At 65.0% G+C, this 14,686-nt stretch carries 18 protein-coding genes and 1 riboswitch; of the genes, 14 read left to right on the top strand and 4 right to left on the bottom strand.

The features are described from left to right. Positions 1–57 precede the first annotated feature (57 nt). Both C7G42_RS09370 and C7G42_RS09365 read left to right on the top strand, forming a co-directional pair. A complete protein-coding gene (locus C7G42_RS09370; protein WP_106948621.1) occupies positions 58–828 on the top strand; it encodes a response regulator in 771 nt (256 codons plus the stop codon). A gap of 14 nt (positions 829–842) precedes the next feature. Then, positions 843–2,165, top strand: a complete 1,323-nt coding sequence (locus C7G42_RS09365) for an ATP-binding protein (protein WP_106948620.1) — start codon at positions 843–845, stop codon at positions 2,163–2,165. 1 nt (position 2,166) lies between these two features. On the opposite strand, the gene C7G42_RS09360 is transcribed toward C7G42_RS09365, so the two are convergent. Further along, complete coding sequence (locus tag C7G42_RS09360) at positions 2,167–2,367, bottom strand: hypothetical protein (RefSeq protein WP_106948619.1); 201 nt, start codon at positions 2,365–2,367, stop codon at positions 2,167–2,169. 238 nt (positions 2,368–2,605) lie between these two features. On the opposite strand from C7G42_RS09360, the gene C7G42_RS09355 reads away from it, so the two are divergent. The 7 genes from C7G42_RS09355 to C7G42_RS09325 all read left to right on the top strand — a co-directional run bounded on the left by C7G42_RS09355 (position 2,606) and on the right by C7G42_RS09325 (position 9,454). Then, on the top strand, positions 2,606–3,151 hold the full coding sequence (locus C7G42_RS09355) for a lytic transglycosylase domain-containing protein (RefSeq protein ID WP_106948618.1): 546 nt from the start codon (positions 2,606–2,608) through the stop codon (positions 3,149–3,151). Between the two features lie 197 nt (positions 3,152–3,348). Next, positions 3,349–3,477: riboswitch (TPP riboswitch) on the top strand. Next, positions 3,465–4,487 (top strand): FAD-dependent oxidoreductase, encoded by a 1,023-nt coding sequence (locus C7G42_RS09350; RefSeq protein WP_106948617.1) that lies wholly within the window; start codon positions 3,465–3,467, stop codon positions 4,485–4,487. Its footprint overlaps the riboswitch before it by 13 nt. Next, complete coding sequence (gene thiS, locus C7G42_RS09345) at positions 4,478–4,675, top strand: sulfur carrier protein ThiS (RefSeq protein WP_094977290.1); 198 nt, start codon at positions 4,478–4,480, stop codon at positions 4,673–4,675. Before C7G42_RS09350 ends, thiS begins: the two co-directional genes overlap by 10 nt. A gap of 154 nt (positions 4,676–4,829) precedes the next feature. Then, positions 4,830–5,612 (top strand): thiazole synthase, encoded by a 783-nt coding sequence (locus tag C7G42_RS09340; RefSeq protein ID WP_106948616.1) that lies wholly within the window; start codon positions 4,830–4,832, stop codon positions 5,610–5,612. After that, positions 5,599–6,207: a thiamine phosphate synthase gene (locus tag C7G42_RS09335; protein ID WP_106948615.1), complete on the top strand. Its 609-nt coding sequence runs from the start codon at positions 5,599–5,601 to the stop codon at positions 6,205–6,207. The genes C7G42_RS09340 and C7G42_RS09335 overlap by 14 nt, the downstream gene beginning before the upstream one ends. Before the next feature lie 181 nt (positions 6,208–6,388). Next, a complete protein-coding gene (gene thiC / locus C7G42_RS09330; protein ID WP_106948614.1) occupies positions 6,389–8,287 on the top strand; it encodes a phosphomethylpyrimidine synthase ThiC in 1,899 nt (632 codons plus the stop codon). Positions 8,288–8,908: 621 nt separating this feature from the next. Then, positions 8,909–9,454 carry a mismatch-specific DNA-glycosylase gene (locus C7G42_RS09325; protein WP_502694189.1) on the top strand — a complete coding sequence of 182 codons (546 nt, stop codon included), beginning with the start codon at positions 8,909–8,911 and terminating at the stop codon, positions 9,452–9,454. A 93-nt stretch (positions 9,455–9,547) separates the two neighbouring features. On the opposite strand, the gene C7G42_RS09320 is transcribed toward C7G42_RS09325, so the two are convergent. Further along, positions 9,548–10,003, bottom strand: a complete 456-nt coding sequence (locus C7G42_RS09320; protein ID WP_106948913.1) for a VOC family protein — start codon at positions 10,001–10,003, stop codon at positions 9,548–9,550. 286 nt (positions 10,004–10,289) lie between these two features. Between C7G42_RS09320 and C7G42_RS09315 the strand changes: the two genes are divergently transcribed. Continuing rightward, on the top strand, positions 10,290–10,940 hold the full coding sequence (locus C7G42_RS09315) for a glutathione S-transferase family protein (RefSeq protein ID WP_199580731.1): 651 nt from the start codon (positions 10,290–10,292) through the stop codon (positions 10,938–10,940). 65 nt (positions 10,941–11,005) lie between these two features. Next, on the top strand, positions 11,006–11,701 hold the full coding sequence (locus C7G42_RS09310; protein WP_106948611.1) for a glutathione S-transferase family protein: 696 nt from the start codon (positions 11,006–11,008) through the stop codon (positions 11,699–11,701). A 121-nt stretch (positions 11,702–11,822) separates the two neighbouring features. Here the strand turns inward: C7G42_RS09310 and C7G42_RS09305 are convergent, their stop codons facing one another. Next, positions 11,823–12,257, bottom strand: coding sequence for a hypothetical protein (locus C7G42_RS09305; RefSeq protein ID WP_106948610.1), 435 nt, complete (start codon positions 12,255–12,257; stop codon positions 11,823–11,825). Between the two features lie 376 nt (positions 12,258–12,633). On the opposite strand from C7G42_RS09305, the gene C7G42_RS09300 reads away from it, so the two are divergent. From C7G42_RS09300 to C7G42_RS09290, 3 genes are all read left to right on the top strand, one after another. Then, positions 12,634–13,017 carry a RidA family protein gene (locus tag C7G42_RS09300; RefSeq protein WP_106948609.1) on the top strand — a complete coding sequence of 128 codons (384 nt, stop codon included), beginning with the start codon at positions 12,634–12,636 and terminating at the stop codon, positions 13,015–13,017. 151 nt (positions 13,018–13,168) lie between these two features. After that, entirely contained in the window at positions 13,169–13,429 is a 261-nt protein-coding gene (locus tag C7G42_RS35205; RefSeq protein WP_199580729.1) for a hypothetical protein, read from the top strand. A 236-nt stretch (positions 13,430–13,665) separates the two neighbouring features. Then, positions 13,666–13,917: a hypothetical protein gene (locus tag C7G42_RS09290; RefSeq protein ID WP_106948608.1), complete on the top strand. Its 252-nt coding sequence runs from the start codon at positions 13,666–13,668 to the stop codon at positions 13,915–13,917. A gap of 204 nt (positions 13,918–14,121) precedes the next feature. Here the strand turns inward: C7G42_RS09290 and C7G42_RS09285 are convergent, their stop codons facing one another. Next, entirely contained in the window at positions 14,122–14,619 is a 498-nt protein-coding gene (locus C7G42_RS09285) for a molecular chaperone DnaJ (RefSeq protein ID WP_106948607.1), read from the bottom strand. Positions 14,620–14,686: the final 67 nt, after the last annotated feature.

The raw sequence follows: 14,686 nt of genomic DNA, 5'->3' as shown, positions 1-14,686 counted from the left end.
AACAGTCCGAAACAAAAATCTTCGCCATTTGGCCCGAATCTTGGACAAACAAAGCGCATGGCCATTCCCAATCCCAACATCCTGGTCGTCGAAGACGACCGCGAAACCCGGACGTTGATTGCGAAGTACCTGCGCAACAACGCCTGCAACGTCACCGCCGTGGGCGACGGCCGCGAGATGTCGCGCGCCATGGCTGATCACCGCATCGACCTGATCATCCTCGACGTCATGCTGCCCGGCGAAGACGGTCTCAGCCTGTGCCGCAAGGTGCGGGCCGAGGCACAGACGCCCATCATCATGCTGACCGCGCGCGGCGAGGACGTCGACCGTATCGTCGGCCTCGAAATGGGCGCGGACGACTATTTGCCGAAACCGTTCAACCCGCGCGAGCTGCTCGCCCGTATCAACGCGGTGCTGCGCAGGCAGGCCGCAGCTCGAGCGGCAAGCTCGATCGAAGGCGTCTCCACGCTCACCTTCGAGGGCTGGCACATCGACCTGCGGCTGCGCGAGCTGCGCAATCCCGAAGGCGCGCGCGTCGCGGTGACCAGCGCCGAATTCGATCTGTTGCGCACGTTCTGCGAACGGCCCGGCCGCGTGCTGTCGCGAGACAGCCTGCTCGACCTCACCCAAGGGCGCAACACCGGATCGTTCGAACGGTCCATCGACGTGCTGGTCAGCCGCATCCGCCGCAAGATCGAGCCCAATCCCGCCGATCCCATCCTCATCAAGACGGTCCGCTCCGGCGGCTATCTGTTCACGCCGAGAACGCAGGCTGCGAGCCCTCTGACGGCAGGCAATGAAGCGGTTGCGGCGCCCCTGAGCAGTTGACGGGGGCGCCGACGATGAAGTCGTTCGGGTTCTTCCACCTCAAGGGGATCGGCGGGCAGATCGCCGCGCTGGTGCTGGCTTCGACCGTCGCGCTCCATCTCGTCGTCACCACCGCGTTCCTAATCAGCCGGCCGGACCGCTCCGACACGCCGCCGGACGGCGCGCATCAGCTGGCCGATGCCGCGCTGCTGCTCGGTTCGGCCGAGGCCGGCGAACGTCCGCGCCTCGTCGCCGATCTCGCCCGCGCCTTCCCCAAGCTCGGCATCGAAGTACTCGCGCCCGGCACCGCAAGCGTCGAGGAGAGCGACAACCCGCACCTGCACGGGATGCGCCGTCATCTCGGGCGCGACTACAAGGCGGTGCTTCTGACCCCGAGCGTTGCAGGATCGCGCGTCGGCGTCGAGTTGCCCGACGGCACCATGATCGCCGGACGCGTCGAGGGCGGGCCGCGGCCATGGTTCTGGGGCGGCCCGTGGCTGATGGCGTTGATGACCGCTTTCATCTGCGTCAGCGTGCTCGGGCTGTGGGCGGCGCGCGCGCTGGCGGCGCCGCTATCGTCCTTCGCCAAGGCCGCCGAGAATTTCAGCGTCGACGGCGGAGCGGAGCCGCTGCCGGAGCGAGGCCCCGAGGAGATCCGTTCGGTGGCGCGCGCGCTCAACCGCATGCACGAGCGGATCGCGCGGCTGATGTCGGACCGCACCCGGATGCTGGCCGCGATCAGCCACGATCTGCGCACGCCGATCACGCGGCTGCGCCTGCGCGCCGAGTTCATCGAGGACGAAGGCAACCGCAAGCGCATGCTGATCGATCTCGACCAGATGCGATCGATGCTGGAAAGTGTGCTGTCGCTGCTGCGCAACGACCGCAAAGTCGAGGCGGTGACGCTGGTCGACATCGCCAGCACGCTGCAGCTCATAGCCGACCAGTTCGGCGACATGGGCCATGTCGTGCATTACGATGGGCCGGCGTCCGCGACCGCCGCCGCGCGGCCCGACGATCTGCATCGCGGCATCACCAATCTCGTCGAGAACGCGGTGCGCTTCGGCGCCGAGGTGACGATCCGCCTCGACATATCGGGCACCATGCTCGTCATCGACGTCGAGGACGACGGCCCGGGCATTTCGGACGCGCGCAAGCAGGAGATGCTGGAGCCGTTCGTGCGCGGCGACGATGCGCGCACCATGGACGAGTCCACCGGCTTCGGGCTTGGCTTGTCGATCGCGCGCGCCATCGCACTCGCCCATGGCGGCGAGCTGTCGCTGCACGACCGCGAGCCGCACGGACTGATCGTGCGGATGCAATTGCCGCTCTGGCAGCAGCCGCGGCTGGCGGCCTAATTCACGCCGCGAGCGGCGGGCGCTCGACGGCGACCTCGTCGAAGATCGCCACGGCCTCGAAGCGATAATTGCAGGCGTGGCAGGTCCAGATATAGGACACGCGCCCTTCGCCCGGCTCGATCCAGTCGGGCCGCGGGATCGGCGTGCCGCATTGGGCACAGGGGTTTTGCCTGGGGGTCTCTCTGAGGATTGCTTTTGTCATGGCACCTCTCCCGATTTGCTGCCGCTTCCTACTCGCTTTCGCGGGCTCGCGCGACTAGACAGCCTTGCTGCCGCGAGCGGGCATCCGCCTGAGGGAACCCGTAGCCCGGCATTGAGTCGTAACAACGGCTCGGCGCCGCCAAATCGTTAACGGCGGCGTTTGGTCATATCATCGCCGCGTTCGACTGGCCTATCGGCCATCGGGCGCAGGTCACTTCATAGGACCTCAGGAATATCTGATGAAATTTTTACGCATTGCCGCGCTGCTCGCGGCCGGATTGACGTTGCCGCAGGCGGCCTTCGCGGGTGAAGCGGACTATGCCGAGATGGTCGCGGCCCATGCCCGCGCCAACGGCGTGCCGGAAGCGCTGGTGCACCGCGTCATCATGCGGGAGAGCCGTTATCAGCCGCACCTGGTCGGCCGTGGCGGCACCATCGGGCTGATGCAGATCAAGCTCGCGACCGCCCGCGGGGTCGGCTACACCGGCGATGCCGCTGGCCTGCGCGATCCCAACGCCAACCTCACCTATGCCGTGAAATACCTCGCCGGCGCCTATCGCGCCGCCAACGGCGACCACGCCCGGGCCGTGCGCTATTTCGCCGGCGGTTATTACTACGCCGCCAAGCGCCAGCGGCAGGAGACGGTGCAGGTCGCCAACATGGGCGACACCATGGGTCAACCTTGGCTCGAGTCGAACGGCAATCCGCAACCGATGTTCGGCAACGTCCCGCACCGGAAAATGGCCCAACGTGTCCGCAATGCGCGGGCGCAGGCGGCGCAGTAAGCTCGCGTGTCCCGGACGCGCTGCGACGCGTAGCGTTGCTGCGCAGAGCCGGGACCCAGCCTATCCGACGCAAAAACGGGCCCCGGCTCTGCGACGCATCACGCCGCCAAGAGGCGGCGCGCTGCATCGCGTCCGGGGCACGGGCGGTGGGTTCCGTCTGTAACGCGTTGACACTAGCCCCCACTGTCCTACATTAGACCTGTTCCGAGGGGTGCTCCGAGGAGGAGCTGAGATACCGCTAAATGGGCAATACCGCCCAGGACCGCGGTGACCCTTTGAACCTGATCCGGGTCATGCCGGCGAAGGGACAGGGATGTTGCAAACGACCAAGCGACCGGAGTCTCCGGTATCCATCATCGGCGCAGGCATTGCGGGAGCCTGGCAGGCCCTGCTGTTCGCGCAGGCCGGCCATGCCGTGACCCTGCACGAGCGCGGTGACGAGGCGATGACGGACGCCACCAGCCATTGGGCCGGCGGCATGCTCGCGCCCTATTGCGAGGCCGAGGTCGCCGAACCCATCATCAGCCGCCTCGGGCTGCGCTCGCTCGACCTCTGGCGGCGCGAATTGCCCGACACGCCGTTCAACGGCTCGCTGGTCGTGGCACATCCGCGCGAGCGCAACGATTTCGAGCGTTTTGCCCGCATGACCGAGGAGCACCGCCGGCTCGATGCGGCAGGCCTCGCCGCACTCGAGCCATCGCTGGAGGGCCGCTTTCGCGATGCGCTGTTCTTCCCGGCGGAGGGCCATGTCGAGCCGCGCCGCGTGCTGCCGCAGTTGCATGATCGCATCCGCGCCGCCGGCGGCACCATCAAATTCTCGAGCGACGTCACCGTGAGCGATCTCGCTGGGGATACCGACGGCATCGTGATCGACTGCCGCGGCCTCGGCGCCCGCGAGGAACAACCCGAGCTTCGCGGCGTCAAGGGCGAGATGATCCTGATCGAGACAGCCGAAGTGCAGCTGGCCCGCCCGGTGCGGCTGATGCATCCGCGCTGGCCGCTCTACGTGATCCCGCGCGAGGACAATCTGTTCATGCTGGGCGCGACCTCGATCGAGACCGAGGACAGCGGCGTCAGCGTCCGCTCCGCGCTCGAACTCCTGGGCGCCGCCTACACGGTGCATCCGGCGTTCGGCGAGGCCCGCATCGTCGAATTCGGCTCGGGCCTTCGTCCCGCTTTTCCCGACAACCTTCCGCGCATCGGCATTCGCGGCAGCACGATCTCCGTCAACGGCCTCTACCGCCACGGCTTCCTGATCGCGCCGGCCCTCGCCGAGCTGACGCTGGCCTTTGTCGAGCGCGGCCAGATCGACAACGAGGTGATGCGATGCGCGTGATCGTCAACGGCGAGCAGCGCGAAATCAATGCGGCCAGCGTGGACGCGTTGCTCTCCGAGCTCGACTACGAGGGCACCCATTTCGCCATCGCGCTCAATTACGACGTCGTGCCGAAAAGCCGCTGGGCCGAGACGAGCCTGAAGGCCGGCGACGAAATCGAGATCATCACGCCGCGGCAGGGAGGGTGAGGATGGTGCTCTCTCCACACTCTCCGCTGTCATCGCCCGGCTTGACCGGGCGATCCAGTACGCCGCAGCGTCTCGGTTCCTGCCGCACGGCCGCGGCGTACTGGATCCCCGCCTTCGCGGGGATGACAGCTACCTCTAAGGAGACACCTCCCACATGGTGACCTTCTACGGCAAGACCTTCGCCTCCCGCCTGCTGATCGGCAGCGCGCTCTACCCGTCTCCCGCGATCATGCAGGACGCGATCCGCGCGTCCGGCTCCAACATCGTCACGGTATCGCTGCGGCGCGAATCCGCCGGCGGCAAGACCGGCGATGCGTTCTGGAAGCTGATCCGCGAGCTCGACGTCACCGTGCTGCCGAACACCGCCGGCTGCCGCAGCGTGCGCGAGGCCGTGACCACCGCCAAGCTGGCGCGCGAATTGTTCGGCACGAGCTGGATCAAGCTCGAGGTCATCGCCGACAACGACACGCTGCAGCCCGATGTTGTCGGCCTGGTCGAAGCCGCCGGCATCTTGATCAAGGACGGCTTTGACGTATTCCCCTATTGCACCGAGGATCTCTCGGTCGCGAACCGCCTGGTCGATGCCGGCTGCAAGGTGGTGATGCCGTGGGCCGCTCCGATCGGCAGCGCCAAGGGCATCACCAATCGCGACGCGTTGAAGCTGCTGCGCGAGCGACTGCCCGATGTCACGCTGGTGGTCGACGCCGGCCTCGGCGCCCCCAGCCACGCCGCCGAGGCACTCGAGCTCGGCTTTGATGCCGTGCTGCTCAACACCGCAATCGCCAAGGCCGCGGACCCGATCGCAATGGCCAACGCCTTCCGCCTCGGTGTCGAGGCCGGCCGCACTGCATACGAAGCCGGGCTGATGAACGCCCGCGACTTCGCCTCCCCTTCCACCCCTGTCGTTGGGACACCTTTCTGGCATGCCGTATCCTGATCGCTTCTATCCCGTCGTCGACAGCCTGGCCTGGGTCGAGCGCCTGACCAAGCTCGGCGTCGGCACCATCCAGCTGCGCGCGAAAGAACTCAACGACGCCGACGCGCTGCAGATCGTCAGCGACGCGCTGGCGATCACGAAGGGCTCGCAAGCCAGGCTGGTCGTGAACGACTACTGGCGCGCAGCGATCGTCGCCGACGCAAAATATCTGCATCTCGGCCAGGAGGACCTTGCCGATGCCGACCTCGAGGCCATCCGCGAGGCCGGCCTCTCGCTCGGCATCTCCACCCATGACGATGCCGAGCTTGAAACCGCGCTCGCGGCCAAGCCCGACTACGTCGCGCTAGGCCCGATCTTCTTCACCACGCTCAAATCGATGCGCTTCGAGCCGCAGGGCATTCCGAAGATCACGGAGTGGAAGAAGCGCATCGGCACCATCCCGCTGGTCGCGATCGGCGGCATCAAGTTCGAGCACGCCGCGGAGATTTTTGCGGCGGGCGCGGATTCGATCGCGGTGGTCAGCGACGTCACCCAGAATGCCGACCCCGATGCCCGCGTGCGGCAATGGCTCGGTGAGTCGAAGGCTGTGGCATGATGCGCCTCGCTCCCACCCCACCCTCGCTGTCATCGCCCGGCTTGACCGGGCGATCCAGTACGCCGCAGCTCCTCGATTCATGCCGCACCGCCTCGGAGTACTGGATCCCCGCCTTCGCGGGGATGACACCTGTTATCGACGCACGCTCAGCGACATCAACGAATTAAACCGGAGGATTCCCATGAACATCCGCTCCAACCCCGACAAAACCGTCCCCGCCGTCACCACCGGCCCGCTTCCCTCCTCGCGAAAGATCTTCGCATCCCCCGACGCCGCGCCCGATCTGCGCGTGCCTTTGCGCGAGATCATCCTCTCCGAGGGCGCCGGCGAGCCGAACCTGCCGGTGTACGACACCTCCGGCCCTTACACCGATCCGTCCGTGACGATCGACGTCAACGCCGGCCTGCCCCGCAACCGTCAGGCCTGGGTGCTGGAGCGCGGCGGCGTCGAGGAATATCAGGGCCGCCAGGTCAAGCCTGAGGACAACGGCAACCTCTCCACCGACAAAGCCGCGCGCGCGTTCAGCGCCTATCACCAGCCGCTGCGCGGCCTCGACGGCCACAAGATCACCCAGCTCGAATTCGCCCGCGCCGGCGTCATCACCAAGGAGATGATCTACGTCGCCGCCCGCGAAAACCTCGGCCGCAAGCAGCAGCTCGAGCGCGCGGAAGCAGCGCTCGCCGACGGCGAAAGCTTCGGCGCCGCGGTGCCCGCCTTCATCACGCCGGAGTTCGTCCGCGACGAGATTGCGCGCGGCCGCGCCATCATCCCCTGCAACATCAACCACAGTGAACTCGAGCCGATGATCATCGGCCGCAACTTCCTGACCAAGATCAACGCCAACATCGGCAACTCCGCGGTGACGTCGTCGGTCGAGGAAGAGGTCGAGAAGATGGTGTGGGCGATCCGCTGGGGCGCCGATACCGTGATGGACCTCTCCACGGGCCGCAACATCCACACCACCCGCGAATGGATCCTGCGCAACTCGCCGGTGCCGATCGGCACCGTGCCGATCTACCAGGCGCTGGAGAAGTGCAACGGCGATCCGGTCAAGCTGACTTGGGAGCTTTACAAGGACACGTTGATCGAGCAGTGCGAACAGGGCGTCGACTACTTCACCATCCACGCCGGCGTGCGCTTGCAATACATCCACCTCACCGCCAGCCGCGTCACCGGCATCGTCAGCCGCGGCGGCTCGATCATGGCGAAGTGGTGCCTGGCGCATCACAAGGAAAGCTTCCTCTATACGCATTTCGACGAGATCTGCGACCTCATGCGCAAGTATGACGTCTCGTTCTCGCTCGGCGACGGCCTGCGTCCGGGCTCGATCGCGGATGCCAACGACCGCGCACAGTTCGCCGAGTTGGAGACGCTCGGCGAGCTCACCAAGATCGCGTGGGACAAGGGCTGCCAGGTCATGATCGAAGGCCCCGGCCACGTGCCGATGCACAAGATCAAGATCAACATGGACAAGCAGCTCAAGGAGTGCGGCGAAGCGCCGTTTTACACGCTTGGACCGCTGACCACCGACATCGCGCCGGGCTATGACCACATCACCTCGGGCATCGGCGCGGCCATGATCGGCTGGTTCGGCTGCGCCATGCTCTGCTACGTCACGCCGAAGGAGCATCTCGGCCTGCCCGATCGCAACGACGTCAAGGTCGGCGTCATCACCTACAAGATCGCCGCCCACGCCTCCGATCTCGCCAAGGGCCACCCCGCCGCCCAACTGCGCGACGACGCGCTGTCCCGCGCCCGCTTCGACTTCCGCTGGAGCGACCAGTTCAACCTCGGCCTCGACCCCGAGACCGCGAAAAACTTCCACGACGAGACCCTGCCGAAGGAAGCCCACAAGGTCGCCCATTTCTGCTCGATGTGCGGCCCAAAGTTCTGCTCGATGAAGATCACGCAGGACGTGCGGGATTACGCGGCGACGCTGAACGATCCGGCGGCGGTGGGGATGTCGATGAGCGGGACGGCTGAGGATGGCATGAAGCAGATGAGCGCGAAGTTCAAGGAGATGGGCTCAAGCGTGTATCTGGATGCGGAGAAGGTGAAGGAGAGTAATCGGGTGCTGTAAACGAGTTGAATTGCGATTTGGATTGCACGTCGGAAGGGCGGCGGATCGCCCTTCCGCTAGGCATTTAGATCCATCTTCTTTCGAAGGCGACTGATTGCATTAGCTAGCTGGTGGGACCGCCATCTGTTGTCCAAGCGAAGGTCTAGTCGATACTTTAACAGTATCGACAAGGGATCAACTTGAAATTTTGTCTGCGACGGCCGCCCCAAATTCCGGTCCCGAATGACGTAGAACAAGCTCATCAAGATGGCTTGAGCCTTTTTCGTTTCCCCATTTTGCAAAAGATCATCGATGAAGACATCGAGTATTATGACCGCCGCATGAGCAGAACTGATGGAATGGGGATCCGTTCTCTTCAGATCGTTGATATTTGAAAGCCTGCTCCGCAAGCAATCCAAGGGATGCAGAATAAGTATGTCGATTTGGCTGCCTTGGCCTTGGCTCGGTCCGGTGAGCGTTACCACGTTGTTCTTGAGCGATCGCGGATCAACGCCAAGGACAAGCCCCTAAACCACTTAATCGAAGGCTTACTGAACCCGGAAGGACGAAGTCTGGAGAAAAGGGAAGACCAGAGGCAGCAATTGGGCTGCATCGCACTTCCTTTCACAAGGCCAATTAATCGTGGTCGCCGACGCGACGCCAAAAACGTCTGATTTGCTCTTGCCCACCCCCCACCGCCTCCCCGACCAGTTCCGCCCCGACCTCCGCCTCGTTTTCGTCGGCACCGCCGCCTCGACGCGATCGGCCGAGCTCGAGCACTACTATGCCCATCCCGGCAATCGCTTCTGGCGCGCGCTGCATGAGGCCGGGATCACGCCGCGGCGCTATCAGCCGGGCGAGTTCGCAGCGCTGATCGAGTTCGGGATCGGCTTCACCGATCTCTCCAAGACCGGCGCCGGGATGGATCACCAGATCGCGGCGGAGACGATCGACGTGGCTGGCTTCAGGGCGAAGATGGAGAAGTACCAGCCGCGGACGATTGCGTTCACGAGCAAGAAGGCGGCGAGCTTGTTTTACGGCCGGCCGTCGTCAGCGATCGCGCTGGGGCGGCAGCCGCGCGATGCAAGCCTACCGGAGATATTCGTTCTGCCGTCGCCGTCGGGCGCGGCGTCCGGGCACTGGACGATCCAGCCGTGGCGCGAGTTGGCGGCGTGGATTGCCTTGTAGGGTGGGCAAAGGCGCGTCAGCGCCGTGCCCACGATTTGTCCGTAATTCCCGGCAGTGCGTGGGCACGGCGCGCGAGGGGCGCGCCTTTGCACCCTACGGCACCGTCATTCCCTCACCTCGCATAGCCTTGTCGAGGTCCGCAATCACGATCTTCCGCATCCCCATCATCGCCTGCATGACGCGGTTCGCCTTGGCTCGATCGGCGTCGCCGAGATAGCGGCCGAGCGCCGATGGCACCACCTGCCAGGACAGGCCGAACTTGTCCTTGAGCCAGCCGCAGCGGGACTCTTCACCGCCGTCCGCAATCAACCGGCTCCAAAAATAATCGACTTCCGCTTGCGTCTCCACGCTGATGAAGAACGACACCGCTTCGTTGAACTTGTATTGCGGCCCGCCGTTGAGCGCGTTGAAGCGCTGGCCTTCGAGTTCGAATACCGCCATGAAGTCGCTGACAGTCTCGACCTCCGCGTTGGGAAACACCGATTTGTAGAAGGCGACAGCCTCCGGAACGTTGTTGTCGAACCAGAGAAACGGCGTGATTGACGTCATGGACTTTGATCCTTTTGCCTCGGGCGGGACGCGCGACTGCCGCATCATCGCTCCAAGGACGTGCGGCAGAACGGTGTTCCGACACGGTCGCCGAATTTTTTACGGCCCCTGCTGTCGGAACCCGCGCCGGCCATTCGTCCTTCGAAGGCAAATGCGAAATCGAGCGGCACGCGGCCGCAACCCCGTCATTGCGAGGAGCCCTTGCGACGAAGCAATCCAGACCGTCTCCTCGGTGGTAGTCTGGATTGCTTCGCTACGCTCGCAATGACGACGAATGGAGCCCCCGATGATCCCCACCATCACCGCCTTCGCAAACTCGCCCGACCGCGGCAGGGGGCAGGCCCGCGACATGCGGGTGCGCTGGGCGCTCGAAGAGGTGGGGCAGCCTTACGATGTCCGCCTCGTTTCATTCGCCGAGATGAAACAGCCCGCCCATCTCGCCGTGCATCCATTCGGGCAGATTCCGACCTATGAGGACGGCGACCTCGCCCTGTTCGAGTCCGGCGCGATCGTGCTGCATCTCGCGGAACGCCATGCCGGGCTGCTGCCTGACGACGCCAACGCCAGGAGCCGCGCGATCGCGTGGATGTTCGCCGCGCTGAACACGCTGGAGCCGCCGATCGTCGAGCTCGGGATGGCCACGATGTTCGAGCGCGACAGGAGCTGGTTCGCGGAGCGCCTGGCCATGCTCGGGGATCGCGTCCGTACCAGGCTCGGCGAATTGTCCCGCCGCCTCGGCGGTGCCGACTGGCTCGACGGCGCGTTCAGCGCCGGCGATCTGATGATGGTGACGGTGCTGCGCCGGCTGCACATATCGGGCCTGCTCGACGAATATCCTGATCTTTCCGCCTATGCCGCCCGCGGCGAGGCGCGGCCGGCGTTCAGGCGGGCGTTCGATGCGCAACTGGCGGTGTTCACCGCGGCGTCTCGTTCGTAGGGCACTCCCTCATTGCGTCCGCCACGGCTCCCCTGCATGCTGCCCCCAGCGCAGAGGAGCGTCCCATGCTGACCCTCTACTCCTATCCCGAACTGTTCGGCGTCGCCGACAACAACGGCTACGGCCTCAAGGTCTACGCGTTCCTGAAGCTCGCCGGCGTGCCATTCGTGCATGAACACGTCTTCGATGCTTCCGCCGCGCCGCGGGGGCAGCTGCCTTACGTCGTCGACGACGGCGAGACCATCGGCGACAGCGAGACCATCATCGCGCATGCGATCGCAAAATATCGTCTCACCATCGATGCGGCGCTAACTGAGCAGCAGAGGCGGACCAATCATTTCGTCACGCGCATGCTCGACGACCTCTATTGGGTGATGTCGTATTCGCGCTGGAAGGACGAGCGCTTCTATCCGGCGTTCCGCGACGGCTTCATCGCGCAGCATCCGCAGATCGATGCGGAAGGATTCGAGAAGGCGAAGGCGTACAATTCACAGCGCTATCATTATCAGGGCATCGGCCGCTACACGCCCGATCAGGCCTACGCGCGAGGGCTCGCCGATTTGCAGGTGCTGGCCGAGATCGTGCCGGCGACAGGCTTCGTGCACCGCGAGCGGCCTACCAGCGCCGATGCCGGCATCTACGGCTTCATCGCCAACATCTACTACTTTCCGATCCCGACCCCGCTGAAGGCCTTCGTCGACGCGCACGCAAATCTAGTCGCGCATTGCGAGCGGATTCACGCGGCGGTGAGTGGATCGTAGTCCGGGCTTCGTATCTCGTAGGGTGGCAAAGCGAAGCGTGCCCACCAACTGTTTCGTGTCGTACTGGCACCGATGGTGGGCACGGCGCTTGCGCGCCATTGCCCACCCTACGCGACCTGCGCTACCGCATCGTGATCGCAAGCCCGCTCAGATCCGCATTCGCCATCAGGCCGGTCTGGGTGCCCGACAGCTCCAGCACGGCGCCCTTCTGGTTGGAGAGCACGATGGCGCGGGCGCCGCGGCCGATCGCGAGGCCGGCTCCGGCGGCGCCGTAGACGCCGGCAACGTCGGAGGGACGGTTGATGTTGGAGACGCGGCCGCGCAGCACGGTCTTGGAACCGCCGAACACCAGGCCGTAATCGAGTCCGCCGGTCGACAGCGCATAGGAACGGCCGCGGAAGTTCAGCGTGCCCGAGCCGCCGGAGCCGCCGATGATCCAGCCCGCCTTGTAGATGGTCAGCACCACGGTGCCGCCGTCGGCCAGCGCCGAGGTCGAGAGGCCGGCCAGGGCGGCGATGGCGACCAGCGCGGCGCGACAAGTGGATGCGAACGTCATGGGTGTCTCCGGGGGCTATTTTTTTAAGGGGAGGATTCGAATCAGACGCAGCGAATGTACAGGATGGATCGGGGCGGCAACATGATGGGGCGGAGGACGTGGGTCGCGGACTTAGCATCCCCCAGTCATCGCCCGGTCAAGCCGGAGCATGACAGCAGAGATCAGGGCCGCACACACAACGTAGCCATGATCTCATTCTGCCCCTGTTTTGCCCGACGGAGCAACGTGAGTTTTTCTCGATTTCCGAATCCTAAAAGCTCAATGATTTCCGCATCATCCCTACTGTGCATGGGGTTGTTTTCGCATTTTTTGGTTTGAGCCCCCCTCGCCTGCCGCTACGCTCATGGACCACGAGAACACTGTTCGAGGTGATCCCATGCCGATCCAGCATTTCGCGCCCCCGCCGCACGTCAAGGCGCCGCCGCTGTCGTTTGCGACGCGCGTCGGCGATCTCCTGTTCGTCTCCGGCATTCCCGGCTTCGACGCCAACGGTGCGCTGCCCGGGAGTTTCGAGGCGCAGTTCGCCAATGTCGTCGTCAACATCAAGCGCGTGCTGGACGAGGCCGGCGCCACCTTCCGCGACCTCGCCAAGGTCAACGTGCTCCTGACCCGCGCCGCCGACGTCGCCGCCATGAATGCGCTCTACGCCGGCGCCTTCGGCCCGCCGCCTTACCCTGCGCGCACGACCTGCGTGGTGCAGGCCCTGCCCGATCCGAAGATGCTAATCGAGATCGAGGCGGTGGCCTCGCTGGCGAAGTGAGCGACCTTCGCGTGTGGCTTGTCGGGCACGCGGCCCAACCAAATGCCCGGGGAACAGCTGACATGTCCGTGAACGGCAGCTCCCCGGCTTGCCAAGGACCTGCTTTTACCGCACGAATTTTGAGATCGTACGTCCCTCAAGGAGATATTTCATGCGTCGCGTTCTCGCCCTCTGTGCCGTTGCCGGCATCGCCACCTCCGTCTTCGCCGTGCCGGCCTCGGCGGCCGTCGGCTATTACGTGATCCGCTGGGACAACACCGGCATCTGCCAGGTCTGGAACGAAGACCTGAAGTACAAGCCGTTCCAGTTTGGCGTGTCGACCTACAAGGTCGTCAGCAAGCCGCTCCCGACCTTCCAGGCCGCTTCCGACGTCCAGATCAAGCTGCGCGCCGAGCGTCGCTGCACGCTCTGAGCTTTCGCAACGAACCGGATTTCGAAGGCGGGTCGCGCGAGCGGCCCGCCTTCTTCTTTCTGCGGGACCGCACGTTTTCCGGCCGAGATCAGCCATTTCCCGTCCGCGCGCTTTGAACCTGATCAGCACGCGGAACTACTCACATCTTGTCCGGCGCGCATCCCCAAGCGTCCGGCACCAAGCCCTCCCCGTGATTGCCGGGAGGCGCATCACATCATTCATTTGAGGAGCTGATCATGCGTCGTATTTCCGTGCTGTGCGCTGCCGCCGGCCTTGCCGTCACCGCCTTCGTCGCGGCGAGCCCTGCACAGGCCAGCTATCACCTGATCCGCTGGCAGGACACCGGCCTGTGCCAGATCTGGGACGAGAGCATCCCGACCACGCCGTGGCCGGCCGGCTATCATCGCGCCAGCGCAACCGTGCCGACCTTCATCGACGCACTCGGATTGAAGGATGCCGCGCTGAAGTACGGCCATTGCAAGTGGTGAAATAATCGATCGGCGGACGAAGAGCGGGCAAGGACGCGGGCATGCGTCCTTGCCCGTTTGTTTTCGTAGCCCGGATGAGCGAAGGCCGTAGGGTGGGCGACGCGAAGCGTGCCCACCAATTCCATCCACCACGAAGATGGTAGGCACGACACTTCGCGCCTTTGCCCACCCTACGACATCGCTACGTGAGCAGCCGAGACGCTCTCACGCGTCCCTATGCGCGCCGGGATGGATCAGGAGGTCGCGTGCGGCGGCGAGGTCGATGAAGGCTTGAGCGCTGCCGCCGCGGTCGGGATGCATGCCCTTGGCGGCGCGGCGATAGGCCTGGTTGATGTCCTCGCAGGTGAGCTGCACCGAAAGCGGCAGGCCGAGCACCTTGCGGGCGCGATCCTCGCTGGATAGTTGCTTCGGCGTGGCGTTGCGGCGGCCGAAGCGCGGCGCGGTCAGATCATGAACGACTTCGAGCACCACGCCGAGACGGCGCTGGGCCGCCAGCGTGACGCCGTGATCGTCATTGTCGACCGCCTGGCGCAGCACCGGAAGCGCCTGCTCGGCCGCCTGGCGCAGCGTGGCATCCGGGCTCATCCGCGCGATCTCGGCCACGAGCCGCCCCGCCTCGGCCCAATCGGCCGAATGCGCCGACCGCAGGCGTTCGAGGGCGGGTTTCCAGGAGTCGAGCCGGTTGTCGAGCCGTTCCATCATGCGCGCAACGTTTAGCAATGAAGATCAGTATGCCAAGGCCGCCGTTTCCGACCCCTTAATTTCGAGT

The organism is Bradyrhizobium sp. MOS003 (assembly GCF_003020125.1).
GTDB lineage: Bacteria > Pseudomonadota > Alphaproteobacteria > Rhizobiales > Xanthobacteraceae > Bradyrhizobium.
Note: the sequence above shows the minus strand (reverse complement) of the source record. Positions and strands in the feature narration are given on the sequence as shown.

Excerpts from the sequence above, each read along its gene's own strand:
- C7G42_RS09370 (WP_106948621.1), top strand. The coding sequence starts at position 58 with ATGGCCATTCCCAATCCCAACATCCTGGTCGTCGAAGACGACCGCGAA.
- C7G42_RS09365 (WP_106948620.1), top strand. The coding sequence starts at position 843 with ATGAAGTCGTTCGGGTTCTTCCACCTCAAGGGGATCGGCGGGCAGATC.
- C7G42_RS09360 (WP_106948619.1), bottom strand. The coding sequence starts at position 2,367 with ATGACAAAAGCAATCCTCAGAGAGACCCCCAGGCAAAACCCCTGTGCC.
- C7G42_RS09355 (WP_106948618.1), top strand. The coding sequence starts at position 2,606 with ATGAAATTTTTACGCATTGCCGCGCTGCTCGCGGCCGGATTGACGTTG.
- C7G42_RS09350 (WP_106948617.1), top strand. The coding sequence starts at position 3,465 with ATGTTGCAAACGACCAAGCGACCGGAGTCTCCGGTATCCATCATCGGC.
- thiS (WP_094977290.1), top strand. The coding sequence starts at position 4,478 with ATGCGCGTGATCGTCAACGGCGAGCAGCGCGAAATCAATGCGGCCAGC.
- C7G42_RS09340 (WP_106948616.1), top strand. The coding sequence starts at position 4,830 with ATGGTGACCTTCTACGGCAAGACCTTCGCCTCCCGCCTGCTGATCGGC.
- C7G42_RS09335 (WP_106948615.1), top strand. The coding sequence starts at position 5,599 with ATGCCGTATCCTGATCGCTTCTATCCCGTCGTCGACAGCCTGGCCTGG.
- thiC (WP_106948614.1), top strand. The coding sequence starts at position 6,389 with ATGAACATCCGCTCCAACCCCGACAAAACCGTCCCCGCCGTCACCACC.
- C7G42_RS09320 (WP_106948913.1), bottom strand. The coding sequence starts at position 10,003 with ATGACGTCAATCACGCCGTTTCTCTGGTTCGACAACAACGTTCCGGAG.
- C7G42_RS09315 (WP_199580731.1), top strand. The coding sequence starts at position 10,290 with ATGATCCCCACCATCACCGCCTTCGCAAACTCGCCCGACCGCGGCAGG.
- C7G42_RS09310 (WP_106948611.1), top strand. The coding sequence starts at position 11,006 with ATGCTGACCCTCTACTCCTATCCCGAACTGTTCGGCGTCGCCGACAAC.
- C7G42_RS09305 (WP_106948610.1), bottom strand. The coding sequence starts at position 12,257 with ATGACGTTCGCATCCACTTGTCGCGCCGCGCTGGTCGCCATCGCCGCC.
- C7G42_RS09300 (WP_106948609.1), top strand. The coding sequence starts at position 12,634 with ATGCCGATCCAGCATTTCGCGCCCCCGCCGCACGTCAAGGCGCCGCCG.
- C7G42_RS35205 (WP_199580729.1), top strand. The coding sequence starts at position 13,169 with ATGCGTCGCGTTCTCGCCCTCTGTGCCGTTGCCGGCATCGCCACCTCC.
- C7G42_RS09290 (WP_106948608.1), top strand. The coding sequence starts at position 13,666 with ATGCGTCGTATTTCCGTGCTGTGCGCTGCCGCCGGCCTTGCCGTCACC.
- C7G42_RS09285 (WP_106948607.1), bottom strand. The coding sequence starts at position 14,619 with ATGATGGAACGGCTCGACAACCGGCTCGACTCCTGGAAACCCGCCCTC.